Annotated in this window: 23 protein-coding genes; 9 read left to right on the top strand and 14 right to left on the bottom strand. The window is 62.0% G+C overall.

Annotation, left to right across the window (positions count from 1 at the left end):
- Positions 1-204: 204 nt before the first annotated feature.
- The 3 genes from ACYQ47_RS31215 to ACYQ47_RS31205 all read left to right on the top strand — a co-directional run bounded on the left by ACYQ47_RS31215 (position 205) and on the right by ACYQ47_RS31205 (position 3190).
- Positions 205-462, top strand: a complete 258-nt coding sequence (locus ACYQ47_RS31215) for a DUF3311 domain-containing protein (RefSeq protein WP_244827500.1) — start codon at positions 205-207, stop codon at positions 460-462.
- Complete coding sequence (gene mctP / locus ACYQ47_RS31210) at positions 462-2012, top strand: monocarboxylate uptake permease MctP (RefSeq protein WP_244827999.1); 1551 nt, start codon at positions 462-464, stop codon at positions 2010-2012. The genes ACYQ47_RS31215 and mctP overlap by 1 nt, the downstream gene beginning before the upstream one ends.
- Positions 2013-2101: 89 nt before the next feature.
- Positions 2102-3190, top strand: a complete 1089-nt coding sequence (locus tag ACYQ47_RS31205; protein ID WP_459908618.1) for an FUSC family protein — start codon at positions 2102-2104, stop codon at positions 3188-3190.
- A gap of 34 nt (positions 3191-3224) precedes the next feature.
- Here ACYQ47_RS31205 and ACYQ47_RS31200 read toward each other — a convergent pair whose 3' ends face one another.
- The 7 genes from ACYQ47_RS31200 to ACYQ47_RS31170 form a co-directional block, all read right to left on the bottom strand.
- The gene (locus tag ACYQ47_RS31200; protein WP_250464167.1) at positions 3225-3659 is read right to left on the bottom strand and encodes a VOC family protein; all 435 of its coding nucleotides are present in this window, start codon (positions 3657-3659) and stop codon (positions 3225-3227) included.
- 199 nt (positions 3660-3858) lie between these two features.
- A complete protein-coding gene (gene tal / locus ACYQ47_RS31195; protein WP_244827503.1) occupies positions 3859-4812 on the bottom strand; it encodes a transaldolase in 954 nt (317 codons plus the stop codon).
- 210 nt (positions 4813-5022) lie between these two features.
- Positions 5023-5328 (bottom strand): energy transducer TonB family protein, encoded by a 306-nt coding sequence (locus tag ACYQ47_RS31190; protein ID WP_250464169.1) that lies wholly within the window; start codon positions 5326-5328, stop codon positions 5023-5025.
- Position 5329: 1 nt separating this feature from the next.
- A complete protein-coding gene (locus ACYQ47_RS31185; protein WP_459908615.1) occupies positions 5330-6532 on the bottom strand; it encodes a benzoate/H(+) symporter BenE family transporter in 1203 nt (400 codons plus the stop codon).
- Between the two features lie 13 nt (positions 6533-6545).
- Complete coding sequence (locus ACYQ47_RS31180) at positions 6546-7721, bottom strand: vWA domain-containing protein (protein ID WP_250525606.1); 1176 nt, start codon at positions 7719-7721, stop codon at positions 6546-6548.
- A 25-nt stretch (positions 7722-7746) separates the two neighbouring features.
- Positions 7747-8337 (bottom strand): GNAT family N-acetyltransferase, encoded by a 591-nt coding sequence (locus tag ACYQ47_RS31175; RefSeq protein WP_244827507.1) that lies wholly within the window; start codon positions 8335-8337, stop codon positions 7747-7749.
- Positions 8338-8359: 22 nt separating this feature from the next.
- A complete protein-coding gene (locus tag ACYQ47_RS31170; RefSeq protein ID WP_244827508.1) occupies positions 8360-9202 on the bottom strand; it encodes an AAA family ATPase in 843 nt (280 codons plus the stop codon).
- Positions 9203-9599: 397 nt separating this feature from the next.
- On the opposite strand from ACYQ47_RS31170, the gene ACYQ47_RS31165 reads away from it, so the two are divergent.
- Together ACYQ47_RS31165 and ACYQ47_RS31160 are read left to right on the top strand one after the other, a co-directional pair.
- Complete coding sequence (locus ACYQ47_RS31165) at positions 9600-9965, top strand: c-type cytochrome (RefSeq protein WP_061121774.1); 366 nt, start codon at positions 9600-9602, stop codon at positions 9963-9965.
- Positions 9966-10061: 96 nt separating this feature from the next.
- Positions 10062-10442, top strand: a complete 381-nt coding sequence (locus tag ACYQ47_RS31160) for a c-type cytochrome (RefSeq protein WP_244827509.1) — start codon at positions 10062-10064, stop codon at positions 10440-10442.
- Between the two features lie 96 nt (positions 10443-10538).
- On the opposite strand, the gene ACYQ47_RS31155 is transcribed toward ACYQ47_RS31160, so the two are convergent.
- From ACYQ47_RS31155 to rsxB, 3 genes are all read right to left on the bottom strand, one after another.
- Positions 10539-10970 carry a DUF1841 family protein gene (locus tag ACYQ47_RS31155; RefSeq protein ID WP_250464171.1) on the bottom strand — a complete coding sequence of 144 codons (432 nt, stop codon included), beginning with the start codon at positions 10968-10970 and terminating at the stop codon, positions 10539-10541.
- 101 nt (positions 10971-11071) lie between these two features.
- Positions 11072-11716: an endonuclease III gene (gene nth, locus ACYQ47_RS31150; RefSeq protein ID WP_244827511.1), complete on the bottom strand. Its 645-nt coding sequence runs from the start codon at positions 11714-11716 to the stop codon at positions 11072-11074.
- Complete coding sequence (gene rsxB, locus ACYQ47_RS31145) at positions 11713-12534, bottom strand: electron transport complex subunit RsxB (protein ID WP_459908609.1); 822 nt, start codon at positions 12532-12534, stop codon at positions 11713-11715. The genes nth and rsxB overlap by 4 nt, the downstream gene beginning before the upstream one ends.
- Positions 12535-12894: 360 nt before the next feature.
- Here rsxB and ACYQ47_RS31140 point away from each other — a divergent pair, with 360 nt between their 5' ends.
- Entirely contained in the window at positions 12895-13527 is a 633-nt protein-coding gene (locus tag ACYQ47_RS31140) for a TetR family transcriptional regulator (protein WP_244828000.1), read from the top strand.
- Between the two features lie 112 nt (positions 13528-13639).
- Here ACYQ47_RS31140 and ACYQ47_RS31135 read toward each other — a convergent pair whose 3' ends face one another.
- Together ACYQ47_RS31135 and ACYQ47_RS31130 are read right to left on the bottom strand one after the other, a co-directional pair.
- A complete protein-coding gene (locus tag ACYQ47_RS31135) occupies positions 13640-14911 on the bottom strand; it encodes a polyhydroxyalkanoate depolymerase (RefSeq protein WP_459908607.1) in 1272 nt (423 codons plus the stop codon).
- Between the two features lie 347 nt (positions 14912-15258).
- A complete protein-coding gene (locus ACYQ47_RS31130) occupies positions 15259-17133 on the bottom strand; it encodes a glycoside hydrolase family 15 protein (protein WP_459908605.1) in 1875 nt (624 codons plus the stop codon).
- A 396-nt stretch (positions 17134-17529) separates the two neighbouring features.
- On the opposite strand from ACYQ47_RS31130, the gene ACYQ47_RS31125 reads away from it, so the two are divergent.
- A complete protein-coding gene (locus ACYQ47_RS31125; protein WP_250464178.1) occupies positions 17530-17778 on the top strand; it encodes a hypothetical protein in 249 nt (82 codons plus the stop codon).
- A 65-nt stretch (positions 17779-17843) separates the two neighbouring features.
- On the opposite strand, the gene ACYQ47_RS31120 is transcribed toward ACYQ47_RS31125, so the two are convergent.
- Positions 17844-17996, bottom strand: a complete 153-nt coding sequence (locus ACYQ47_RS31120) for a DUF3096 domain-containing protein (protein ID WP_244827516.1) — start codon at positions 17994-17996, stop codon at positions 17844-17846.
- A 170-nt stretch (positions 17997-18166) separates the two neighbouring features.
- On the opposite strand from ACYQ47_RS31120, the gene ACYQ47_RS31115 reads away from it, so the two are divergent.
- Together ACYQ47_RS31115 and ACYQ47_RS31110 are read left to right on the top strand one after the other, a co-directional pair.
- Positions 18167-19510 (top strand): lactonase family protein, encoded by a 1344-nt coding sequence (locus ACYQ47_RS31115; protein WP_459908602.1) that lies wholly within the window; start codon positions 18167-18169, stop codon positions 19508-19510.
- A 275-nt stretch (positions 19511-19785) separates the two neighbouring features.
- A complete protein-coding gene (locus ACYQ47_RS31110) occupies positions 19786-20853 on the top strand; it encodes a transporter (RefSeq protein WP_244827518.1) in 1068 nt (355 codons plus the stop codon).
- Between the two features lie 6 nt (positions 20854-20859).
- On the opposite strand, the gene ACYQ47_RS31105 is transcribed toward ACYQ47_RS31110, so the two are convergent.
- A complete protein-coding gene (locus ACYQ47_RS31105) occupies positions 20860-24531 on the bottom strand; it encodes a DNA translocase FtsK (protein WP_459908600.1) in 3672 nt (1223 codons plus the stop codon).
- Between the last annotated feature and the right edge of the window lie 16 nt (positions 24532-24547).

The raw sequence follows: 24547 nt of genomic DNA, 5'->3' as shown, positions 1-24547 counted from the left end.
TTTACGATCTCATTTCTTATCAGGGGATTAGTCGGGATTCCCCCTGCTTGACCCGCGTTTTTCGGTCCATATACTCCTCCTGTTATTTCGGGGCGCTTTCAGCGGCGTGCCATGCAAGATGGCAACCGGCCTTTCGAGCGAGCGACCGACCGTCCTCGCCTGGCCGCGCCCAAAGCGAATGCTCAAAACAATAGGGAGACCGTCATGGCTCACGAAGCTGCGACCGGCACAGGACAACCACGCAACAAGCATTGGCTCTGGCTTCTGATCCTTCCGTGGATCGGCGTGGTTTGGGTGCCGTTTTACAACAAGATCGAGCCGGTTCTGTGGGGCTTTCCGTTTTTTTACTGGTATCAGTTGCTGTGGGTGCTGATCAGCGCGGTCATCACGGCCGTCGTCTATAAGAAGACCAAGGCGCTGTCCTCGGGTCGTGCCACGCCCCGACAAGGAGCCCCGCGATGATGAATCTCACCGCGACTTTCGTCTTCGTCCTGTTCTTCGTCGGCGTGACGATTCTCGGCTTCATCGCCGCGCACTGGCGCAAGGGCGATCTCGGCCAGCTCGACGAATGGGGCTTGGGCGGCCGGCGCTTCGGAACCGTCGTCACGTGGTTCCTGCTCGGCGGCGATCTCTACACCGCGTACACCTTCGTGGCCGTGCCGGCGCTCGTGTTCGGCGCGGGCGCGACGGGCTTCTTCGCGCTGCCTTACACCATCCTGATCTATCCGTTCGCCTTCGTCGTGTTTCCGAAGCTGTGGAGTATCGCGAAGCGGCACGGCTACGTAACCGCCGCTGACTTCGTGCATGCACGCTACAACAGCCGCATGCTCGCGCTGGCGATCGCCGTGACGGGTATCGTCGCGACCATGCCGTATATCGCGTTGCAACTCGTGGGCATCGAAGTGGTGATCGGCGCGCTCGGCTTTTCGACGCAAGGATTGCTCGGCGACATGCCGCTCATCATCGCGTTCGCGATTCTCGCGGCCTACACGTACACCTCGGGCCTGCGCGCGCCCGCAATGATCGCCGTGGTGAAGGACGTGCTGATCTACATCACCATCATCGCCGCGATGATCATCATTCCCGCGCAGCTCGGCGGCTTCGGGCACATCTTCGGGGTCGTGCCGCCCGCCAAGCTGCTCTTGAAGGCGCCCGATACCGCGAGCCTCAACGGCTACAGCGCGTACGCGACGCTCGCGGTGGGTTCGGCGCTCGCGCTGTTCCTGTATCCGCACTCGGTGACGGCGATTCTTTCGTCGAACTCGGGCAACACCATTCGCCGCAACATGGCACTGTTGCCCGCGTACTCGCTCGTGCTCGGGCTGCTCGCGCTGCTCGGCTACATGGCGCTTGCCTCGGGCGTGAAGGACATGCCGGAATACGCGTCGTACTTCAAGGCCTACGGCGCGAACTTCGCCGTGCCGGCGCTCTTTCTGCATTACTTCCCGTCGTGGTTCGTGGGCGTGGCGTTCGCGGCCATCGGCATCGGCGCGCTGGTGCCCGCGGCGATCATGTCGATCGCCGCGGCCAACCTCTACACGCGCAATGTGCATCGCGAGTTCGTCAACCGGTCGATGACGCCCGAGCAGGAAACCAACGTCGCCAAGCTCGTCTCGCTGATCGTGAAAGTGGGCGCGGTGGTGTTCATTCTCGCGCTGCCGCTCACTTATGCCATCCAGTTGCAACTGCTCGGCGGCATCTGGATCATCCAGACGCTTCCCGCGCTCGTGCTCGGTCTCTATACGCGCGTGCTGGATCATCGCGGTTTGCTGATCGGCTGGGCGGTGGGTATCGGCACGGGTACGTGGATGGCCGTATCGCTGCAACTCAAGGGCTCGATCTTCACCGTGCATATGTTCGGCTACGCCGTGCCGGGCTATGCGGCGGTGTGGGCGTTGATCGTCAATCTCGTGGTGTCCATCGTCGTGAGCCTGCTGGTACGCGCGCTCGGCCTCAAACGTTCGGATGACCGTACGCGTCCGGAAGATTATCTGGACATCGTGGAAGGTTGATCGCGCGATTCCTCCGCGTTTGATACCCTGAACGCCCGTAACCGCCTTCCGGCTGTTGCGGGCGTTTCGACTTCGGACCACGAGCGACCATGCCCTTACAGACTTCCGTGTCACCCCGGCGCATGCAGGCAAGGCGGCTCATGCACGGGCTCGCTTCGCCGTATTTTCGATACCGGCATGCGAACGTGATCCACGCGGTGCGCGTCGCGCTCGGTATGGCAACCTCGTTTCTGGTGACGACCGGCATCAACGTGCCGCATGGCGTGTGGGCGTCGGTGTCGCTGCTGGTCGTGATCGGCGGCTTGCAGCACTACGGCAATATCCGCAAGAAAGCCGTTGAACGGGCACTGGGTACGGCGCTCGGCGCGGGCATCGGCCTCTTTTTGATCCTCGTGCATGCGCTGTTCGGCTCGCTCCTGCTGTTTTTCTTTCTAATGTCCCTGTTCGCGGGCGCGTGCGCCTACTACGCAATTGGCAAGGCGGGCTATGTCGCGCTGCTGACCGCGATCACAATGGTCATCGTCTCCGGTCATGGCGATCTTTCCTTCGATGTCGGGCTGTGGCGCACGGCCAATGTGATGATCGGCATTGCCATCGCGCTGGCGTTCTCGTTCGTGCTGCCGCAGTACGCAACGTATTCGTGGCGCTATCGGCTGGCGGACAACCTGCGCGAATGCGCGCGGCTTTACGGCGCATTGCTCGATGGCAAGCCGCTGTTGCCCGAGGAAACCACGCGGCGCTTTCTCGCGATGAGCCAGCGTCTCGTGCAGGCGCGCGGCTTGATGGAATCGGTCGCAAAGGAAACACATGTGCCAATTGCGCGGCTAGAGGAGATTCAGCGCCTGCATCGTTCGATCCTGGCGGCACTGGAAATGCTGGCTTCGTCGGCGGGGGAGAATTTCGGCATCGACTGCACGCCGCGTGAGCAGGAGGCGCGGCACAAGCTGCTGCGCATGTCGCGCGCGCTGCGTTTCGGGCGCGTGGGTCTTTTGCACCGAAGCGTGGACCTGACCGTATTCACGCCGATGCCAGGAGAAGCGAACGAAAGGGATTTATCGACGCAGGGCATGCACTGGCTCGCGATGCGTTTTGCGGAGCAGGTGGAACGCCTGCGCTTGCGACTGAGTGAGATCGAGCGGCAGTGGAACATAGAAGGCGCACGGCCGCTCAACGATTGACTGTGCTCGTCTCGCGCCTTCAGTGAGCGGGCTGTCACGCCTGCGCGGGTGCTTCCTCGGTGGTATTGACCACGTTGATGAGCCAGGGCACGCCGAAACGATCCTTCAGCATGCCGAAGCCTGCCGTGAAGAACGTGGCCTGCCACGGGGTCAGCACTTCGCCGCCTTCGACGAGCTGGTTGAACATGCGTTCGCCGGAAGCCGCGTCGTCGGCGGCGATGGACAGCGTGAAGCCCTGATAAGCCTTCGACGGCTGACCGAACTGGCCGTCCGACACCATGATGGCGTTAGGTCCCACGCTGAAGAGCGCGTGCATGACCTTGTCCTGCCATTCGGGCGGAACGCTCGCGCTGTCGGGCGTGTCGCGAAAGCGGATCAGCGCATGAATCTCCGCGCCGAGTGCGGTTTGGTACAGAGCGAGCGCGTCCGCGCAGTCGCCGTTGAAGAACACATAAGTATCGAGTTGCATGACTGACTTTTTAAGCTCTTACGTTTTGCCTCAGAGCCTCGCAGTCTATTGCAACGCGCGTTTATGGAAACTGGGAAAAGGTCAATTTAGGTCAAAATAAACGGGAATAGTGCGTTTACAGAAACACTGACCCATGACAACAAAATGGCGCAGTGTGAGTGCGCCATTTTGTTGTACTGCATGCGGGGAAGCGCCCGGCTTATTGAAGCGCGGTAATCAGCTTTTCGAGCTTGATTGCATCGGCAGCGAACGCGCGGATACCTTCCGCGAGTTTTTCGGTGGCCATGGCGTCGTCGTTGACGAGGAAGCGGAAGGTCGGCTCATCGACGCTGATCTTCTCGACGTTCTCGTTCTTGACCGAATCCGCGGAGAGCTTGCGCTCAACCTTCTCGTCGCTGTCGGCGAGTTTCTTCAGGAGATCGGGGCTGATGGTCAAAAGATCGCAACCCGCGAGTTCCGTGATCTGGCTCACTGTGCGGAAACTCGCGCCCATGACTTCCGTCTTGTAGCCGAACTTTTTGTAGTACGCGTAGATGCGGCGCACCGACTGCACGCCCGGATCGTTAGCGCCGCCCATTTTCGCTTCGTCCCATTCGGCGCCCGCCGACTTCTTGTACCAGTCGTAGATGCGGCCGACGAACGGCGAGATCAGTTGCGCACCGGCTTCCGCGCACGCGACGGCTTGCGCCAGCGAGAACAAGAGCGTCATGTTGCAGTGGATGCCTTCCTTTTGCAGCACCTCGGCCGCGCGGATTCCTTCCCACGTGGACGCCAGCTTGATCAGCACGCGGTCCTTCGAGATGCCCGCTGCGTCGTACAGCTTGATGATTTCGTGTGCCTTGTCGATCGAGCCTTTGGTGTCGAACGAAAGGCGTGCGTCGACTTCGGTCGATACACGGCCCGGAATGATCTTCAGAATCTCGGTGCCGAACGCGACGAGCAGATTGTCGATGATCTGACCCATCGGCTTGTCCTTGTGCTCCTTGACGGTCTTCTCGAGCAGCGGCTTGTAGTCGTCCTTCTGCACGGCCTTCAGGATCAGCGACGGATTGGTCGTGGCGTCCTGCGGCTTGAACGCGACGAATTGCTGGAAGTCGCCGGTATCGGCGACGACGGTGGTGTATTGCTTGAGCTGGTCGAGAGCGGATGTCATGTCGAGTTGTCGGCGCAGTGCGCCTTGTCAATTGCGGTGGCCCGCGGTTTGCCCTTGAACGCGACGCCGCATGCGATGCTTCGGCTGCGGCGCGCCCCTGATTTCTCACTTCATCATTCTAGTCCCGCGCACGGGTTTCACGCTTGAAAGCGCGCACGCGGCATGCCCGGCTTCGACCGGAGCTGCACGGCGCGGTTCCTTACAGCGCGGTCACTCGATGCTGTACGCCAGCTCGTGCCAGCGCCGCACCGTGCCTGAACCGATCTGTCCGCGTGGAAAGCGCATGGCGCGTACTTCCTTTAGGGCGCGCGCGTCCTTGGCCGTATCGCCGCAACTTTTTTTGAGCACGACATCCTGGACGGTGCCGGTGTCGTCGAGCAGGACGCGAACGATCGTCTTGCGCTTTGTCGCGCCGGCGGAGATGCCGCGCGCCAGTAATTTGTCGATCAGAGACATGACGGTGATGCAGAAGTAGTTGCAATGTCTCGGCCAGATAATGCCGGCCGATACCGTCATTTTAGGCGCTCGGCCGGCGCGCATTAAGGATCAGATGCGTCACGACGCCCGCGATTAAACCCCAGAATGCGGAGCCGATCGACAGCAGGGTCAGCCCGGAAGCCGTCACCATGAACGCGACGAGCGCTGGTTCGCGCTGGCGCACGTCGTGCATGGCGTTGGCGAGTCCGCTCATGATCGAACCGAAAAGCGCGAGCGCCGCGACCGAAACGACCAGCGCTTTCGGGAACGCCGCGAACAGCGCCGCGATGGTCGCACCGAACGTGCCCGCGACGAGATAGAAGACGCCGCACCAGACCGCCGCCGTATAACGCTTGTCGCGATTTTCATGCGCTTCGCGGCCGGTGCAGATGGCGGCTGTGATCGCCGCGAGATTGACGCCGTGCGAGCCGAACGGCGCGAGCAGCAAGGAAGCGATGCCGGTGGTCGAAATGAGCGGCGCGGAAGGCGTGTCGTAGCCGTCGGCGCGCAAGACGGCGATGCCCGGCACGTTTTGCGAGGCCATCGCCACGATGAAGAGCGGAATGCCGATGCTCACGATTGCCGAGACGGAGAACGACGGCATCGTGAAAACGGGGTGTGCGAGCGCCACATGGAAGCGCGAAAAGTCGAGCAGTCCGAGCGAACCCGCGACGGCGATTCCGGCGATGAGCGTCGCCGGAATGGCGTAACGCGGCGCCAGGCGCTTGGCGATGAGGTACGTGAAGAACATCACCAGCACGAGCGCCGTCTGCATTTGCGCCGCTCGAAAAATCTCGATGCCGATTTCGAACAGAATGCCCGCAAGCAAGGCTGCGGCGATGCCCGACGGAATGCGCTTCATGAGCGTGTCGAACCAGCCCGTCACGCCGACCGCGGTCAGGAGCGCCGCGCACACGATGAACGCGCCGATGGCCTCGCCATACGCCACGTTCGGCAGCGACGAGATGAGCAAGGCCGCGCCCGGCGTCGACCACGCGACGACGATAGGCGCGCGATAGCGCAGCGACAAGCCGATCGTGCACAGCGCCATGCCGATGGAAAGCGCCCAGATCCACGACGAAATCTGCGCGTCCGACAGATGCGCGGCCTGGCCCGCCTGGAACATCAGCACGAGCGAACTGGTGTAGCCGGTCATCATCGCGACGAAGCCGGCGACGATGGCGGAAAGGGAGGTATCGGCAAGCGGGCGAAGCGGGGCGGGCGTGGAGGAAGAGACGTTCATGCGTGGTGGATGGTTATTTGGACAGCGTGCGCATCGCGCTTTCGAGGCCTGCCATGGTGAGCGCGTACATGCGGTTGCCGAGGACATGGCGGATTGCGGAAACGGACTGGCGATATTCCCACAGCCGCTCGGGCTCCGGGTTCAGCCACGCATGATGCGGGAACTGATCGGCAAGACGCCGCAGCCACACCGCGCCGGCTTCGGCGTTGTTGTATTCGACCGAGCCGCCCGGTTGCAGCACTTCGTAGGGACTCATGGTGGCGTCGCCGACGAAGATCAGCTTGTAGTCCGGCGTGAACTTGTGCAGCACGTCGAAGGTCGGCGTGCGTTCGGCATGCCGGCGCCGATTGTTCTTCCACAGATAGTCGTACACACAGTTGTGGAAGTAAAAGAACTCGAGATGCTTGAACTCGGCCTTCGCCGCCGAAAAAAGCTCTTCGACGCGCTTGATGTGATCGTCCATGGAGCCGCCGACATCGAGCAGCATCAGCACTTTCACTTTGTTGTGGCGCTCCGGCACCATCTTCAAATCCAGCCAGCCGGCGTTGGCTGCCGTGCTGCGAATGGTGTCGGGCAAATCGAGTTCGTCCGCGGCGCCTTCGCGCGCGAAGCGGCGCAAGCGTCGCAAGGCGACCTTGATGTTGCGCGTGCCGATTTCCACCTGATCGTCGTAATCGGCATAGGCGCGCTCGTTCCACACCTTGACCGCGCTGCGCTCGCCGGGCGAATCGCCGCCAATGCGGATGCCTTCCGGGTTGTATCCGCCATGTCCGAATGGCGACGTGCCGCCCGTGCCGATCCACTTGTTGCCGCCTTCGTGGCGGTCCTTTTGCTCGTCGAGCAGTTCCTTCAGGCGCTCCATCAGTTTATCGATGCCGCCCATTGCCTCGATGCGCTTTTTCTCTTCCGGCGTGAAATCGCGTTCGAGCCGCTTCTTGAGCCAGTCGAGCGGAACCTCGAAGGCTTCGTCGGGCAACTCGGTGATGCCATGAAAGTACGCGCCGAACGCGCGGTCGAACTTGTCGAAGTACTTCTCGTCCTTGACGAGCGCCATGCGCGCGAGGAAATAGAACTCGTCGAGCGAGGGCGAGATGACCTGGGCCTTCAGCGCTTCGAGCAAGGTCAGGTATTCCTTGACCGAGACGGGCAGCTTCGCGTCGCGCAGCGAGTAGAAAAAGTCGATCAGCATGGCGCGCTCTCCATAGCGAGGTGAATCAGCGGTCGAGCCGATACTTCAGATGCGCGCGCACCGCGGGCCATTCCGACTGAATGATCGAGAACACGACGGTATCGCGCAACACGCCGTCGCGTCCTATCTGATGGTTGCGCAGAATGCCGTCTTGCTTCGCGCCAAGCCCCGCAATGGCTGCACGCGAGCGGTGATTCATGAAATGCGTGCGGAACTCGACGGCGATGGCATCGAGCCTTTCGAAGGCATGCGTGAGCAGGAGCAGCTTGGCTTCGGTGTTGAGCGCGGTGCGCTGCACGCGCTTTGCATACCACGTATGGCCGATTTCCAGCCGCCGATGCGTTTCGTCGACCGCGAAATAGCGCGTGGAACCGACGACATCGCCAGTCTTCGCATCGATCACCGCGAAGGGATGCGCGCCAAGACGGTCGCGCATGTCGAGCGCCGTGTCGATATATGCGCGCGTCTTGTCGGGCGAGGGCACGAAGGTGTACCAGAGTTTCCACAACTCGCCGTCGGAAGCAGCGGCCGTGAGCGCGGCTTCATGTTCGACGGTGAGCGGCACGAGCTTGACGTGCTCGCCTTCGAGCGTGACGGGTTCGATCCAGCGGCTCATGCGTTCTTTTTCCAGGGCTTGGTTAGCGGTTGTTGCGGTTCATGAACAGAAGCCGCTCGAATAGCGCGACGTCCTGTTCGTTCTTCAGAAGCGCGCCGTGCAGCGGCGGCACGATCTGCTTCTGATCAGTCGAGCGCAGCGCTTCAGGCGGGATGTCGTCGGCGAGAAGCAGCTTCAGCCAGTCGAGCAGCTCGGAGGTGGACGGCTTTTTCTTCAGGCCCGACACGTTGCGCAGTTCGAAGAAACTCTGCATCGCGGCGGCGAGCAGCTCCTGCTTGATGTCCGGGTAATGCACTTCGACGATTTCTTTCATCGTCTGCGCATCCGGGAACTTGATGTAGTGGAAGAAGCAGCGGCGCAGGAACGCGTCGGGCAGTTCCTTCTCATTGTTCGACGTGATGATGACGAGCGGGCGATGCCGCGCCTTCACGAGTTCCCGCGTCTCATAGACATAGAACTCCATGCGGTCGAGTTCGCGCAGCAGGTCGTTCGGAAACTCGATATCGGCCTTGTCGATCTCATCAATCAGGAGCACCGTCTGTCGATCCGCTTCGAAGGCCTGCCACAGCACGCCCTTGACGATGTAGTTGCGGATGTCCTTCACGCGCTCGTCGCCGAGTTGCGAGTCGCGCAGGCGCGAGACGGCGTCGTATTCGTAGAGGCCTTGCTGGGCCTTGGTGGTCGACTTGATATGCCATTGCAGGAGCGGCATGCCGAGCGCGCTTGCCACTTCCTCGGCAAGCATGGTCTTGCCGGTGCCGGGTTCACCCTTGATGAGGAGCGGGCGTTGCAGCGTCACCGCGGCGTTCACCGCGAGTTTGAGGTCGTCGGTCGCGACGTATTGCGATGAGCCTTCGAAACGCATGACGAAGTCCGGTGAGGAAAAAAATCCCAGTATAAGTCAGAAGACCTTTTGGCATCGGGGCTTGCCGGGGTATCGTGTGAGCCGCTTCAGGCACGCCGGAGCACGCGCGCCGGCCCTGCATCCGAAGTCGGGCGAAGTCAATCGGAATGTTTGTGCAGGGACCAATTGTCGCAGGCGGGTTAGCTGCTTTTCAGCCGATTCCCCTTGTCAGCAGGGCTTTCGCGCGATCTCCCCTTGTGGACGGTGGGGAGGTCGCGCGGTACAATTAGCCCGATTTTTTTGGCCTGCGTGGCTAAATAGCGAAAACAGTCCCGAGAAGGTTGTGATGCGCTCGGCGCGGCCTTGGCCCCAGGCGGTAGAAGCGCGCCGGATTTCCCCTCATGCTAGGTTAGAAGCTATGAACAATTTTGTCGGCAAATGTGCCGTGATTGCAGCGCTGTCGGGTCTTGCCGGCTTCGCGACCCAGGCGTCGGCCGACGTCGTGGGCAACGCAAAGGCCGCTGAGGGCAAGGTCGCGATGTGCATCGGCTGCCACGGCATACCCGGCTATCGCACGGCGTATCCCGAAGTTTATGAAGTGCCCATGCTCGGCGGTCAGAACGCGCAGTACATCGCCAATGCGCTGCATGCCTACAAGAAGGGCGACCGCCACTTCGACACCATGCGCGCCATCGCGACTACCTTGTCCGATCAGGACATCGCCGATATTGCCGCGTACTACGCCGCGCAAACTCCCCAATCGAAGAACAATCCCGACAAGTGATCCGTGCTTTTTAGCGTTTGACTCGATGCGACGCGCGCGCACTCATGCGCCGACGTCGATACGGCAATCCGGTATTGCATGGACACAGGAGAATTCATGATGCCCTCTCAGGCACTCCACACAAGCTTCAAGGCGGCATGCGCGGCAGCGGCGCTCATCGGCATGGCGGCGTTGAATGTTGCGCACGCGGCGGACGTCGGCAACGGCAAGGCACTGTCCGAGAGCCACAATTGCTCGGCCTGCCACGGCCCTAACCTCAATAAACCAGTGAGCGGCGAGTATCCGCGTCTCGCGGGTCAGCATGCGAGCTATATCTACTGGGCGCTCCGGCAGTATCAGATTGGCGGCGGAAATCCGAATTTCGGCCGCAACAACGCCATCATGGCGGCGCAGGTGCAGAACCTGTCGCAGAGCGACCTGAAGGATCTCGCGGCTTATATCGAATCGCTCGATGGCAACCTCGTGCTGAAGAAGTAAGCGCGCTTCGGTTCGTTCGCATCAAACGAAACACCCCGCATCGAGCGGGGTGTTTTGCTTTGTCGCGCGGCTTCGAAGATGTTTAGTCCGGCGAAGTTAGTCCTTTGAAGCTCGACGCTCGATGAGCGCGAGGTATGCGTCGGTATCTGGCGGCGTGTTGCTGCGCTGCGCTTCCCAGATCACCTGCCCGAGGCATTCCATGATGGCGTGCTGCGCCTCGTGCGTGGAACCGAGCCGCGCGGCCAGTCGCTCGTGCGCTCGACGAATGCCAGGCGGCTGATCGATCGACAACTGTTCGGTGATCGCAAGATGCATCGACAGATGCAGAAACGGGTTGCTCTGGCCGCGATCGGGTGAATAGTCCGCGCCTTGTGCTTCAGGATCGATGAGCGCGTCGTGATATTCCGGATGCTCGCGCATCCAGTCGGCGGCCATGCTTTCGAGCGGCGTGAGAATCTCGCTCGCGCGCTCCTTGCGCCAGGTTTCGGTGAAGAACTGACGAACTTCGTCGCGGCTAGGGTTGAACATAAGGTATTGATTCGATTGCGGGATTCAGACCGCTATTGTAGAGCTAGGGGTAGGAGTTCTGCTTGAGCGCTGGGGCAATTGGCGCTTGGCTGCCCGGCGATTCAAACCACCGGCGCCGGCGTCTTCGGCCGATATTCGCAAAGCGGCTCGATCGCGCAATGCCAGCACTCCGGCACGCGCGCCTTGCAGACGTATCGCCCATGCAGGATCAGCCAGTGATGCGCGTGCTGCAAAAATTCAACCGGGACATACTTCTCCAGCGCGGTTTCGACCGCCCGCACGTCCTTGCCCGGCGCCAGTCCCGTCCGATTGGCGACGCGAAAGATATGCGTGTCGACGGCAATGGTCGCTTGCCCAAACGCAATATTCAGCACGACATTCGCTGTCTTGCGTCCGACGCCTGGCAGCGCTTCGAGCGCCTCGCGATTGTCGGGCACTTCGCCGCCGTGTTGCTCGATCAACATCCGGCACGTCGCGATCACGTTCTTCGCCTTGGTCCGATACAGCCCGATCGTGCGGATATAGTCCGTCACGCCTTCCTCGCCGAGCGCAAGCACTTTCCCAGGCGTGTTGGCGACGGGGAACATCTTGCGCATCGCCTTGTTGACGGAGACATCGGTGGCTTGCGCCGAGAGCATCACGGCGATCAACAGTTCGAATGGCGTCGTGTATTCGAGCTCCGTCTTCGGTTCCGGGTCGATGCTTTGCAACGTTTCGAAGATGGCGCGGCGCTTTTTGGCGTTCATCGGGAGTTCGGGGGATCGTTGTTCGCGTCTTCCTGCATGGCGAGCCGCCGGCGGCGCTCCTCGGCGGCATCGATCTGCGCTTGCACGGCGGGGCTCACGTTGTCCGTGTTCTTCGGGCCGGTGCCTGCGCGCGCCATCTCTTCCTTCTTCTTGCGTGCGCGGTCGAGCGCGGCCTGAATGATCGCGCGTTTCCTGGCTTCGGGGTCGTCGGCTTGCGCGGCGGCGCTTGCGGCTGCTTCAGGCCGTGCGGAAGATCCCGCCGCTTGCGCCCGACGCGCCGATGCACGCGCTTCGGCCGCCGCGCGCTCACGTTCGTCGCGCGCCACGCGCCGGTCATGACGCTCGCGCGCCGCGTCGGCTTCCGGTTGAGACCACGCATTCCAGCCGGTGGCGTCGCCGGTCACGGGAATCATCGCGATGCAATCGACGGGGCAGGGCGGCACGCATAGATCGCAACCCGTGCACAGTTCGGGGATGACCGTATGCATCTGCTTCGGCGCACCGACGATTGCATCGACAGGGCACGCCTGCATGCAAAGCGTGCAACCGATGCACACGTTCTCGTCGATCACGGCAACGGGACGCGGACGTTCAACGCCATGCGTGGTGTCGAGCGCAATCACGGGCTTGTCGAGCAATCGAGCGAGCCGCGCGATGCCTTGTGCGCCGCCTGGCGGGCACTGGTTGTAGTTTGCATCGCCCGCGGCGATGGCTTCCGCATAAGGCCGGCAGGCGGGATAGCCGCACTTGGTGCACTGGGTCTGCGGCAGCAAATCTTCAATGCGCTCGGCGAGCGTCTTTGAAACGATAACGGTCACGAAGGGGTCGCGATATGGCTTGGGGAGTCGAGGCAGGGAGGAGCGCAAGAACGGCTCGACCACAATCAAACACGTATGACGGTTGCTCGCTGCCTGCATTCGGCGCGCTTATTCCGCTTTTGACGACGGTACGCGCTCGGGTTTAGGCGTCATTATCGCCGAAGTCGCAAATAGTCGTGCTGCGAACGCTTAATCCCAATTGCCAATGACGTGGCGATGTGCGCATAATCAAAGCGCTTTACCGTTTGACCGCAGGACGGTGTTCCCCAATAACCATGGGCAGCGCCCGTTCACGTCATGTACCCAAACGCGGGCCGCGTGACGCTCATCCGGACAACGCGGCTCCTGAATCATGCCACCATGAATCAGCCGAAAATCAAAAGAGATCCTGAAGGCACCCGTCGCCGTATCCTGCTGGCTGCTGCAGAAGAGTTTGCAGCGGGAGGACTGTTCGGCGCGCGCGTCGATCAGATCGCGCGCCGGGCCGAAACCAATGAACGCATGCTCTATTACTACTTCGGCAGTAAGGAGCAGCTTTTCACGGCAGTGCTGGAGCACGCCCTCGGCTCGCTGGTGGAAGCCGAGCGCACGCTCGACCTCGACGGCGTGGCGCCCATCGAGGCCATCACGCGCCTTGCCCATTTTGTCTGGGATTACTACCGTGATCATCCGGAATTGCTGAGGCTGATCAACAATGAAAACCTGCATGAGGCGAAATACATCAAGAGCTCGAATCGCACGCGCGAATTGATCTCGCCCATGCTCGAAACGGTCACCGCAATTCTGGATCGCGGCCAGAAAGCGGGGCTTTTTCGAAACGATGTCGACCCGTTGAAGTTCTATATCACGCTGTCGGGGCTCGGCTACTACATCGTATCGAATCGATTTACGCTCGAAGCCACATTTGGACTCGACTTTAGCGAAACGTCGCAGCGCGAACAAATGGTGCGGATGAATACGGAATTGCTGCTGGCGTTTTTGACGCGTCGTTAATCGTCTGACACGCGGCCAATAAAAAGTCGCGCCTGGAAACGGGCGCGACTTTTTCGTCTTTTACGGAACCGGTTCTATGAAGCGGCGCGTAGTCGAACTCGGTCACTGAATCTCAGGCCGGCACGGCTTCCTTCTTCGGCGCCTTGTCGTGTTCGAGAATGAACTCGCGCAGTTGCGGATACACCATCGTGCGCCAGCGGCGTCCGGAGAAGATGCCGTAGTGACCAGCTTTTTCCGCCGTGAAGTGCCGCTGATTCTGCGCGGGAATGCCCGTGCAGAGATCGTGCGCGGCGCGTGTCTGACCGCTGCCGGAGATGTCGTCCAGTTCGCCTTCAATGGTGAACAGGGCCGTCGCCGTGATGTCTTGCGGGCGCACGCGCTCGCCGTTCACGTCCCACGTGCCTTCGGCAAGACGGAACTCCTGGAACACGATACGGATGGTCTCCAGGTAATACTCGGCGGCCATGTCGAGCACGGCGTTGTACTCGTCGTAGAAACGGCGATGCTGCTCGGCGTCGTCGTCGTCGCCGCGAAGAAGGTTCTGATAGAAGTCCCAGTGCGCGGTAAGGTGGCGCTCTGGATTCATCGCGACGAATCCCGCGTGTTGCAAAAAGCCCGGATACACCTTGCGGCCCACGCCCGGATAATTCGCCGGCACCGTATAGATGACGTTGTTCTCGAACCACTCGTACGAGTGCTCGTTGGCGAGCGAATTGACCGATGTCGGGCTGCGGCGCGCGTCGATCGGGCCGCCCATCATGGTCATGGTGCGCGGCGTGTCTTCACCGCGGCTCGCCATCAGCGAAATGGCGGCAAGCACCGGCACGGTCGGCTGACACACCGAAATGACATGCAGGTCCTTCGCACCGATATGGCGGATGAACTCCTGAATGTATTCGACGTAATCGTCCAGATGGAACGCGCCATTTTCGACCGGCACCATGCGCGCGTCCAACCAGTCGGTGATGTACACCTTATGGTCTTGCAAAAGCGTGTTCACGGTATCACGCAAGAGCGTTGAATGGTGCCCGGAAAGCGGCGCGCACACCAGCACGATAGGCTGCTCCTTCAACTTGGTGACGGTGGCGCTGTCGTCGGCGAAGCGCTTGAAGCGCAGCAGACGGCAAAACGGCTTTTCGACAACCGTCTGCTCGACGATCGGAATGTTATGGCCGTCCTTCACGATTTGGTGAATGTCGAACTGCGGCTTTTCGTAGTCTTTGCCGAGCCGGTACAGCAATTCGTAGCCGGCAGCAAAACGGCTCGCGCCGGGAACATAGGAAAGCGGGCTCGCCGGATTCACAAACGACTTCGATGCGGCCTGGGCCCAGGCGGTGAGGGGCGACAACATGGCCCGCTGAACTTCGTGGATTTGGTAGAGCATGGTTGCCCCGTGAAAAACCGGTCTGCGTGTCGATCCCGGCAAGACTTCCGGCGATCAGGCTCAACGACGCTCGATAATCCCCGCGTGCGGCGGGCTGTCGCCGCACGCGAGGCACTGTCTCTTCCCTTACTACAAACGTCTGATGCTTGATACTGGGCAACTTCTGGGCATGTAACGACACGCCCGGCTCGGAGCTTGAGCCGAAGCAGAATTTTCTGCGCAGCAAACGCACGATTCCACTAAACGGTTAAAAATACCAGCTTTTGCTTCGCTACGCGCAACAGTTAAATTTTGTGCGTTGCACCAATCTTAACTGCATGGCATTCGTATTCCAAACACGACTTTGCCTATTTCTTGGCCATCGCGGCTTCCAGCGCTGGATTTGCCTTGAGATTTCCGTCTTTTGAGTCGCCAGCAGGTTGACCCGTCGCTTCGGCCATCTCTTCTTCGTGCCGCATCAGATTCATGCCAGTGTGCACCAGCGCCACGTGCGTGAAGGCCTGCGGAAAGTTGCCAACCATGCGCTTCGCTATCGTGTCGTACTCCTCGGCCAGAAGGCCTACGTCGTTGGCGAGGCCGACGAGACGCTCGAACATCTGATGCGCCTCATCGAGCCGCCCTTGCAGCGCGAGGTTGTCGACCAGCCAGAAGCTACAAGCCAGAAACGTGCCTTCCCCAGGCGGCAGACCATCGGCGACTTCGGTCGTGTGATAGCGCTTGACCAGCCCATCGTGCGTCAGAGTGGTTTCGATTGCATGTACGGTTCCGGCCACTCGCGGATCATCGGGCGGCAAAAAGCCGAGCAATGGGATCAAAAGAAGGCTCGCATCGAGCGCATCGCCGTCATACGTCTGCGTGAACGAATCGATTTGCGGATTCCAGCTTCTCGCGCAGACGGCGGCATGCACGCGCGCGCGCATCTCGCGCCAATGATCCACCGGACCTTCCAGATCGAACTTTTCCGCCGATTGAATCGCGCGGTCGTAGGCCACCCACGCCATCACCTTGGAGAACGTGAAGTGCTTGCGGCCGCCGCGCACTTCCCAGATGCCTTCGTCGGGCATCTCCCAGACGGTGTCCAGGTGCTGAAGCATGGCGCACTGGATCGACCATGCGGTTTCGTCGCTTTGCAGGCCACCGACGCGCGCGAGATGCAACGCGTTCATCACTTCGCCATAGACGTCGAGCTGCAACTGATTGACCGCGCCATTGCCGATGCGCACCGGTTGCGCGCCTTCGTAGCCCGGCAGCCAGGGAATCTCGTATTCGGGCAGACGCCGCTCGCCCGCGATGCCGTACATGATCTGCACCTGATCGGGCGAACCCGCCATCACGCGGCCCAGCCACGCGCGCCAGGCGCGGGCTTCGTCGTAGTAGCCGCCGCGCATCATCGCGAGCAGCGTGATGGTCGCGTCGCGCAGCCAGCAATAGCGATAATCCCAGTTGCGCGTGCCACCGAGCTGTTCGGGTAGCGACGTTGTCGGCGCGGCAACGATGCCACCGGTCGGCTCATACGCCAGCGCCTTGAGCGTAATGAGCGAACGGCGTATGGCGCTGGCCCACTTGCCCTTGAGTTCACTTTGGCTAGACCATTCGCGCCAGTAATTTTCGGTGCGTGCGAGTTGCGTGTGTGGATCGTGCGCGGGCGGCAGCCGCAAATGCGATTGCGAATAGCACAGCGAAAAGGGCACGCGTTCGCCCGCGCCAACGTCGAAGTACGCGGTCGTGCGCATGTTCTCGCCGACGAGATCCACGGGCGTGCGCAGCACGGCGAGATCGGGACCTGCAATCGCGCGAATGCCGCTTGCGTCGGGCAGACGGCTGACCCACGGAATCGCCGAGCCATAGTCGAAGCGCAGCACCAGTTCCATCTTCATGCGCACCGAGCCGCGTTTGCCCACGACGATGCGCACCAGTTCCGAATGACCGTTGCGCGAAGGCATGAAGTCGACGATCGTCACCGCGCCATCGGGCGTCTCGAAGTCGGTTTCGAGGATCAGCGTGTCTTCGCGATAACGACGCCGGATGACCGGCGCTTTACCGTCGGGCATTTCCGGCGCGAGCAGCCATCGGCCATGTTCGGGTGTGCCGAGCAACGCCGAAAAACACGAGGCTGAGTCGAAGCGCGGCCAGCAGAGCCAGTCTACGGAACCGTCACGGGAAATAAGTGCTGCGGTGTGGCCGTCGCCGACCATGGCGTAATCTTCGATCAATGCTGGCATGCGGACATCTTCCTGCTGGCGGCGCCCGAGAGCGCCGAGGGTTGGAATGAGAACGACACAGACATGTAAGACGCAAAACGCAAACCCTTGGTCTGGCCGCATTCTGCCGCATTCGTTCACGGTGAGCAGGAAACCGGGCGAACGCTCCTCTATCGCAGCGGCAACGGCGCGTCCCGCAGGGCTGGCGGAAACGCCCGCGTAACTCGCCGATGAAAACTTGCCGGAACGATCGGCCAATGTTTAAATGAAGTCTTACGAACGGCCTTCAGGTCGCGTCGTTCAACTGCGCGTCGGGACCATGTCGCGCTGTCATCGACCATTCTTTCGCACCACGGTCTCACGCTTCGCACGTCGCATACCGGTTCATCACTTCGTGATTTCGGGGAACAGGACACCATGCACAATCCGTCGAAAGCTGACTGCATCGCCATTCTTTCCGCAGCAAGCCGGTTGAGCGAGCCCGACACTTTGCTCGCGCTCGATCCCGGGCATCTCGGTTTGTCGCGCAACGCGATGGAAACCGCCGCTGTCTTTCTCACCGAGCGCGGCTGCTTCAGCGGCTATTCCTTCGACGCGGCGGGCGTCGCGGTAGGCGCGCTGTCCTTGCAAGGCCGCCTGCGGCTGGAACAACTCGCCAACGGTTGAAACGCGAAGACTTTCGCGTCCAGTCCTAGGACATGCGCGCGGTTCAAGCCGCGCGCATGCGTTCGTCAGAAATGCGCCGAGCCCATGCCGAATAGCCCGATCAGTCCAATCACGATCAGATAGATCGCGACGATGAAGTTCAGCAGTCGCGGCATCACGAGGATGAGAATCCCGGCGATCAGCGACACCAGCGGCCCAAGGCTTACGTGAATGTTCATCGCAGCAACTCCTTTTTGTTGTTGGTTCGAATGGTTGGGTTTAGCCTGTTGCGGTTTGCCCGGTGGCACGGTGGGAGCAAAACTTGCTCGCGCCACGCCAGCCAGACGATGCCGCAGCCGTTCGCGCATCGCCCTCGATAACAAGCATCAGAAGACGATGAGGAGCTTTCATGCACCCGAGCCATCCGTTGCCGGAACGGTTGTCCGCCGTCGCGGCGAGACGCACGTCGCAAGTGCCGCGCCCGCTACAGAATACGCTCACGAGTTCGCTCTTGGCTTCATTCAAGCCGCGTAGGTGGGCCCGGGGTTTCGCGTTGATCCTGTCGATCGCGGCCACGCATGCCGTGGCGCAGACGCCCGCAAGCGCGACGCCGGCCGCGGGCGCCAGTGGCGTTGCGGTTTCATCGGGCGGCGAGGTGCTCGATCTGCTCATCGGCACTTACACGGGCGGCGGCAAGAGCGAAGGCATCTATGTTTATCGCTTCGATACCGGCAATGGCGAACTGACGCGCGTCGCGTCGGCGCAGACGGTGAACCCGTCGTATCTCGTCGTGAGTCGCGATCACAATTACGTGTATGCCGTGAACGAACTGCCCGGCGACAACGGCCGGGCTTCGCAACGCGGCGGCATCAGCGCGTTTCGCTTCGACCGCGCAACCGGCCAGTTGAGCTTTTTGAACCGCGTGTCGGCGGATGGCAACGACCCGTGTTACCTCGCGCTCTCGCCGGATGGCAAATATCTGCTGACAGCCAATTACTCGGTGGCCGCCAATCCCGGCGGCAGCTTCGCGGTGTTTCCGATCAACGCCGATGGTCACGTCGGCACCTCCGTGCTGACGGTGCATCACGAAGGCAACGGGCCCGTGAAAGGGCGGCAGGACAACTCGCACGTTCACTCGACCGTGTTCTCGCCCGATGGCAAATATCTCTTTACGCAAGACCTGGGCGTCGACAAGGTGTTCGCGTACCGCTACACGCCCGATGGCAGCCGCGGCCTGTTCGGTCCGACCGATGCGCGTTACACGCCGATCAAGGCTGGTTCGGGCCCACGGCATCTGATTTTCGATACCGGCGGCAAGCATGCGTATCTCACGACCGAAATGAACGCGTCGGTGCTCGTCTTTAACTATCGCGACGGCAAACTCAGCGAAACGCAGAGCGTGCCGATGACCGCGCCCGGCTTCAAAGGCAAGATCGGCGGCGGCGCGGTGCATCTGTCGCCCGATGGACGCTTTCTGTATGCGACCAATCGTGGCGACGCGAACGAGCTCGTCGCGTTCGCGGTCGATCCGAACAACGGCCATCTCAAGCTCTTGAAACGATATCCGACGCTCGGCAAGACGCCGCGTGAGTTCGCGATCGACCCGAGCGGGCGCTGGCTCATCGTCGGCAATCAGGACAGCGACAGCGCGTTCTTCTTCCGGCGCGATCCGGCATCGGGCGAACTGGCATCGGACCCGAAGCGGGTTTCTATCGGCTCGCCGGTCGATTTCAAGTTCGTCTCGCCGTCTTGAGAAGTTTGCGCGGTGTCGTTGTCGATCGCGGCAATGGTCCGTTCCAGGCTTTCGTCACGTGACCGACACGCGAAGCCGTCACGGTTTCATCTCTGTGAACGGTCTTCGCGCTTCTCATGCGGCCCGTGCAACCGATGGCAACGGCGGCGTTGTGTTCTTCCGGGTCCGCCACGAGTTCTAGTACGATGCTGCGTCGGCTCGCGCAGCCTGGCATTTGGAACCGAAAGGTATCCTGATGAAATCGAAAGACAACGGAAATTGCAGGGAAAGCAAGATTGAACACGACTTACACTTCCGGCCGCGCCGGGCGTCCTGAACCGGGCCCGCAACCTGACAAGAACGAAGCGGCGCCGCCCGGCTTTATCAGCGCGTTTCGCTTTGCGGGCGGCCAGGCGCTGCGGCTTTCGTGGGACGAAGCGCGCGATGCGATCACGGGCGACGGACCGACGTGGCTCCATCTCTCGGCCAACGACGATACCGTCGAAGGCTGGCTCGAAGGCGTGAGTTCCATGCCCGATGTCGCGCGCGAATTTCTGAACGGCGAGGACAAGCGCCCGCGCGTGCACATGGGACCGAATTTCATGTACGGCGTGGTCGCCGACTTGGAGCTCGTCGCGGCGACGCCCGCGGGCGCGGAGCCGGGCGCACGCGAGGCGATTCGCGCGACTGGCGCGTTGCGCTTTTACGTCGACCGCAACCGCATGATTACGGTGCGCGCGCGTCCCTTGCAGTCGACCGACCGGCTGCGTCATGCCGTGCTCGAAGGCGCGATGTTCCGCGATACCGTCGATCTTTTCGCGGGTCTGATCCGCGCGCTCAACGAGACCTTCGCGGACCGTATCGATGAAATCGGCGACCGTCTCGACGATGTCGAAGAGGGCGTGCTCGAAGGCGGCCATTCGAACTGGCGCGTCGAACTCGGCGTGGTGCGGCGGCGGCTGGTGGAGGTCAAGCGCTTTATCGACCCCGAGCGTAACGCGCTTACGCAACTCGTGACGCGTCGGCTTGAATGGGCCGAACCGCGCTCGATGGAAGCGCTCGTGCAAGCCATTCAGGTGCTCAACGGATTGGGCGGCGGGCTCGAAGGACTCTACGAACGCGCCAAACTCTTGCAGGACGAAATTGCCGCGTTGCTCTCCGAGGACATCAACCGCAAGCTCTTGTGGCTCGCGATCATGTCCGCGTTGTTATTGCCCGCCACGCTCGTGACGGGCATCTTCGGCATGAACGTCGCGGGCTTGCCGGGCACGCACAATCCTGCTTCGTTCTGGGTGGTGGTCGGCGTGATGGCGGGATGCGCCGCCATCACGATCTTCCTGTTGCGCCGCTTGCGGCTCTGGTAAAAACGCTTAGTCGGCCGGGCCCGGCGGTGCGAGCACTTCGCGATTGCCGTTGCTGCCCATCGAGGAGACGAGCCCGGCCGTTTCCATCTGCTCGACAAGCCGCGCCGCGCGGTTATAGCCAATACGCAGTTGCCGCTGCACCGACGAAATCGACGCGCGCCGTGTGCGCAACACGAACGCGACGGCTTCGTCGTAGAGCGGGTCGGCTTCGGCCTCGGGCGTTTCGCCGAACAGGTCTGGCGACGCGCCTTCGGACGTCGGCCCGGACAGAATGCCTTCCTCGTATTCCGGCTCGCCAAACTGCTTCAAATATTCGACCACGCGATGCACTTCGTCGTCCGCGACGAACGCGCCGTGTATGCGTTGCGGGTAGCCGGTGCCGGGTGGCAGGAACAGCATGTCGCCTGCGCCGAGCAGCGATTCCGCGCCCATCTGATCGAGAATCGTGCGCGAATCGATCTTGGACGACACCTGAAACGCCACGCGCGTCGGAATGTTGGCCTTGATGAGACCCGTGATGACATCGACCGAAGGCCGCTGCGTCGCGAGAATCAGGTGGATGCCGGCCGCGCGCGCCTTCTGCGCAAGACGCGCGATCAATTGTTCGATTTGCTTGCCCGCGACCATCATGAGGTCGGCCAGTTCGTCGATGATCACGACGATGAGCGGCAGCGTCGATAGCGGCTCGGGTGCATCGGGCGTCAGCGAAAATGGATTCGTGAGCTTCTTGCCGGCCGCTTCGGTGGCGCGGATCTTTTGATTGAAGCCCTGCAGATTGCGCACGCCTACCGCCGACATCAGCCGGTAGCGCTTTTCCATTTCGCCGACACACCAGTTGAGCGCGTTCGACGCGAGCTTCATGTCGGTGACGACGGGTGCGAGCAGATGCGGAATGCCTTCGTAGACGGACAGTTCCAGCATCTTCGGGTCGATCATGATGAGGCGCACGTCCTCAGGCGTCGCCTTGTAGAGCAGCGAAAGGATCATTGCGTTGATCGCGACCGACTTGCCGGAGCCCGTCGTGCCCGCGACCAGCATGTGCGGCGCCTTGGCGAGGTCGGTGACGACCGGATTGCCGACGATGTCCTTGCCCATCGCGATGGTGAGATTCGACTTCGACGCGCGGTACACGTCCTGTTCGAGAATCTCGGACAGACGGATCATCTGGCGTTTTGCGTTCGGCAGTTCGAGGCCCATGCAGGTTTTGCCGGGAATCGTTTCGACGACGCGGATCGACGTGAGACCGAGGCCTCGCGATAGATCCTTCATGAGGCCGACGATCTGACTGCCGCGCACGCCGAGCGCCGGGTCCACTTCGAAGCGCGTGATGACGGGGCCAGCGGACGCGCCGACGACCGTGACGGGCACCTTGAATTCCTGCAGCCGTTGTTCGATTAGCTGGCCGGTTTCGGCGAGTTGCTGTTCGGAGACTGGTTCGGCGTCTTCGGATGCGGGTTCGAGCAGGTCGAGCGTGGGCAATTCAACTGCGGATGCGTGCGGCGCGTGGAATTCGAATTCGGTGGGCGCGAAACCGCGTACCGGCGGGCGCGGGGCGCTTGCTGGCAACGTTGTTGCGGCGGGTGGCGCTTCGGCTTCGGCCTCTTGCAGCGGGACGGCGATGGGGAAGCGCACGATGTTCGATGGCTTTTCCGGCGCGTCGAAGGCTTCCTCGCGCGCGGTCTCGTGGACGGGCGACGTCGAAGCGCTTTGGATCGATTCATCTCGAAGCGACGCGGGCGCGTGCCGCACGGTGTCGTCGCGCGGCAACGCGGGTGCGCTTTGGCCGGTTTCGTCGCCAGGCAACGTGGATGCGCTTCGGAATGTGTCGTCGGGAGGCAATGCCGTCGCGTTTCGCACGGAGTCCGCACCAGACGGATCGGGCTGGTCGCGAGCATCGCCGAATGCGTCCACGAGCGGCGGCGGCTCGTCCATCGGCAGGAACGACGGCAGCGGAGGTGGCTCGTATCTCGGCGACGATGACGGCTCGTCCAGCCACGGCGGTGCAGGCGTTTCGGTGTGACGCGTTGGCTCGACCAAGTCAGGCTCGGCGTGCTCCGGCGTGAACTCGCGATGAATCGGTGGCGTAGCGGGCGTTGCGGGCGCGTCCAACGAAACCGCTGCCGGTGCTTGCGACGCAACGTTGGCTCCCATGCGTGAGAAAACGAGCGTGCTTGCCCCAACGGAGGTGGCATCGTCTGAAATGGCGCCGTTCGCGTTCAGACCGCCGTCGATCAACGTGTCCGCTGGCTTCGGAGAGAAGTCGACAGGTTCCGTACTCGTTGGCGCTCGCGTCACGGCGTCGCTCGCAGATTGCGATGTGACTTGCGAGCCAGACGCTGCGGCCATATCCGCCACCATCGCTTCAGGTTCACGCGCGAGCCCCGTTCCGGCGAGCGACGTCCATAACGCGGCGTTCTCCTCGATAGATCGCAGCGTCGCCTGAACGGACTCGGGCGGCGGAGGTGGTTCGAGCGGCGGAAGTGCCGAACGCGCCAGCGCGTCGGCGGGCGCTGGCAGCGAACGCCCAGCAAAGTCATGCGTGGCCGGTGTTGCGGTCGGACGAGCGGGCGGCGCGCGCCGCACGAGCCCAGGCGAAGTCTGCCCCGCACGACTCTGTGCGGGCGTCGGACCGCGTGCATTGCCTCCTGCCGATACTGAAGCGGTGCCGCCCCGGGCCAGTGCAGCCGATGCAGCCGGAGCCGCACCCGCCCGAGAAACATTCCCGCGCGGCTCGACCGCAACCGATGAGGCAGTATTGCGCGACGCAGAAGCCGCAGCCATTCCCGCGGAAGTTCGCGCCGACGCTGTCGTGCCATTCGCGCCTTGTGCCGGCCGCGCCCCCGGCGACACCGAGGCACGCGGCTGCGTGGACGGATTCAACCATCCACCGGGCGCGACCGGCTCGATGGGCATCGGCCGACCGGACGCGCTTTCCGCTTCGAACGCGGATCGGCTGAGACGCACGGCGGCATAGTTGGTCGACGCGGTATTTCTCGCCGACGCCTGATCGCGATTCGCGCCGCTCTTGCCGATCGAAGGCGGACGCCACGCGGTAGGCCGCCGATAGCGTCCGCGTTGCTTGCCGGTCGGCAAACCGAGCGTGGGCTCATCCTGCGGCACGCGCACGGACGAGGCATCGAAACGATCCGCGCCGATGCCGCGCACGGGGATCTCGCGCGTCGTCTTGGTCTTGTCGCGCGCACGACGCTCGAACCAGCCGGATGCATCGCGTCGCCCACGGCGTTCCTTCTTCGGCTGCAGCTCGCGCTCGTTTTTTTCGGGTGGTGTCAGCCAGCTCTTCGGCAAATCGAAGCCGAACGCTTCATCGAACCAGATCAGCACCGAGCGCCACGAGAACTCGACGAGCCACGGCGCGAACATTGCCAGCACGAGGGCCGCAACGGCAATCGCGCCAGCCGGATAAGCCAGATTGACGAGAAGCAAGGCAAGCGCCCGACCACCGCGATTGATATTCGCCTGCGTTTCGACGCCACTTGCAAGCAGGCCTTCGAGCACGCTGCTCGACAGCAATACGCAGATGAAGCCGACCCACAGCCGGATCGTGCCGGGGCCGCGCAGTCCGCTGCCGCTCGGGAGCACCGATTTCACGATGCGCCAGAGGAGTGGAAGGATCCAGACGACTGATGCACCGAACCAGCCGAGAACTACCATTTGCATGCTAGAGATAGAACCA

The organism is Caballeronia sp. HLA56, from assembly GCF_054655155.1.
This window is presented reverse-complemented; position numbering and strand designations above follow the sequence as displayed.

Bases quoted from the DNA above. Each gene is read 5' to 3' on its own strand.
- ACYQ47_RS31215 (WP_244827500.1), top strand. From the start codon at position 205: ATGGCTCACGAAGCTGCGACCGGCACAGGACAACCACGCAACAAGCAT.
- mctP (WP_244827999.1), top strand. From the start codon at position 462: ATGAATCTCACCGCGACTTTCGTCTTCGTCCTGTTCTTCGTCGGCGTG.
- ACYQ47_RS31205 (WP_459908618.1), top strand. From the start codon at position 2,102: ATGCCCTTACAGACTTCCGTGTCACCCCGGCGCATGCAGGCAAGGCGG.
- ACYQ47_RS31200 (WP_250464167.1), bottom strand. From the start codon at position 3,659: ATGCAACTCGATACTTATGTGTTCTTCAACGGCGACTGCGCGGACGCG.
- tal (WP_244827503.1), bottom strand. From the start codon at position 4,812: ATGACATCCGCTCTCGACCAGCTCAAGCAATACACCACCGTCGTCGCC.
- ACYQ47_RS31190 (WP_250464169.1), bottom strand. From the start codon at position 5,328: ATGACGGTATCGGCCGGCATTATCTGGCCGAGACATTGCAACTACTTC.
- ACYQ47_RS31185 (WP_459908615.1), bottom strand. From the start codon at position 6,532: ATGAACGTCTCTTCCTCCACGCCCGCCCCGCTTCGCCCGCTTGCCGAT.
- ACYQ47_RS31180 (WP_250525606.1), bottom strand. From the start codon at position 7,721: ATGCTGATCGACTTTTTCTACTCGCTGCGCGACGCGAAGCTGCCCGTC.
- ACYQ47_RS31175 (WP_244827507.1), bottom strand. From the start codon at position 8,337: ATGAGCCGCTGGATCGAACCCGTCACGCTCGAAGGCGAGCACGTCAAG.
- ACYQ47_RS31170 (WP_244827508.1), bottom strand. From the start codon at position 9,202: ATGCGTTTCGAAGGCTCATCGCAATACGTCGCGACCGACGACCTCAAA.
- ACYQ47_RS31165 (WP_061121774.1), top strand. From the start codon at position 9,600: ATGAACAATTTTGTCGGCAAATGTGCCGTGATTGCAGCGCTGTCGGGT.
- ACYQ47_RS31160 (WP_244827509.1), top strand. From the start codon at position 10,062: ATGATGCCCTCTCAGGCACTCCACACAAGCTTCAAGGCGGCATGCGCG.
- ACYQ47_RS31155 (WP_250464171.1), bottom strand. From the start codon at position 10,970: ATGTTCAACCCTAGCCGCGACGAAGTTCGTCAGTTCTTCACCGAAACC.
- nth (WP_244827511.1), bottom strand. From the start codon at position 11,716: ATGAACGCCAAAAAGCGCCGCGCCATCTTCGAAACGTTGCAAAGCATC.
- ACYQ47_RS31140 (WP_244828000.1), top strand. From the start codon at position 12,895: ATGAATCAGCCGAAAATCAAAAGAGATCCTGAAGGCACCCGTCGCCGT.
- ACYQ47_RS31135 (WP_459908607.1), bottom strand. From the start codon at position 14,911: ATGCTCTACCAAATCCACGAAGTTCAGCGGGCCATGTTGTCGCCCCTC.
- ACYQ47_RS31130 (WP_459908605.1), bottom strand. From the start codon at position 17,133: ATGCCAGCATTGATCGAAGATTACGCCATGGTCGGCGACGGCCACACC.
- ACYQ47_RS31125 (WP_250464178.1), top strand. From the start codon at position 17,530: ATGCACAATCCGTCGAAAGCTGACTGCATCGCCATTCTTTCCGCAGCA.
- ACYQ47_RS31120 (WP_244827516.1), bottom strand. From the start codon at position 17,996: ATGAACATTCACGTAAGCCTTGGGCCGCTGGTGTCGCTGATCGCCGGG.
- ACYQ47_RS31115 (WP_459908602.1), top strand. From the start codon at position 18,167: ATGCACCCGAGCCATCCGTTGCCGGAACGGTTGTCCGCCGTCGCGGCG.
- ACYQ47_RS31105 (WP_459908600.1), bottom strand. From the start codon at position 24,531: ATGCAAATGGTAGTTCTCGGCTGGTTCGGTGCATCAGTCGTCTGGATC.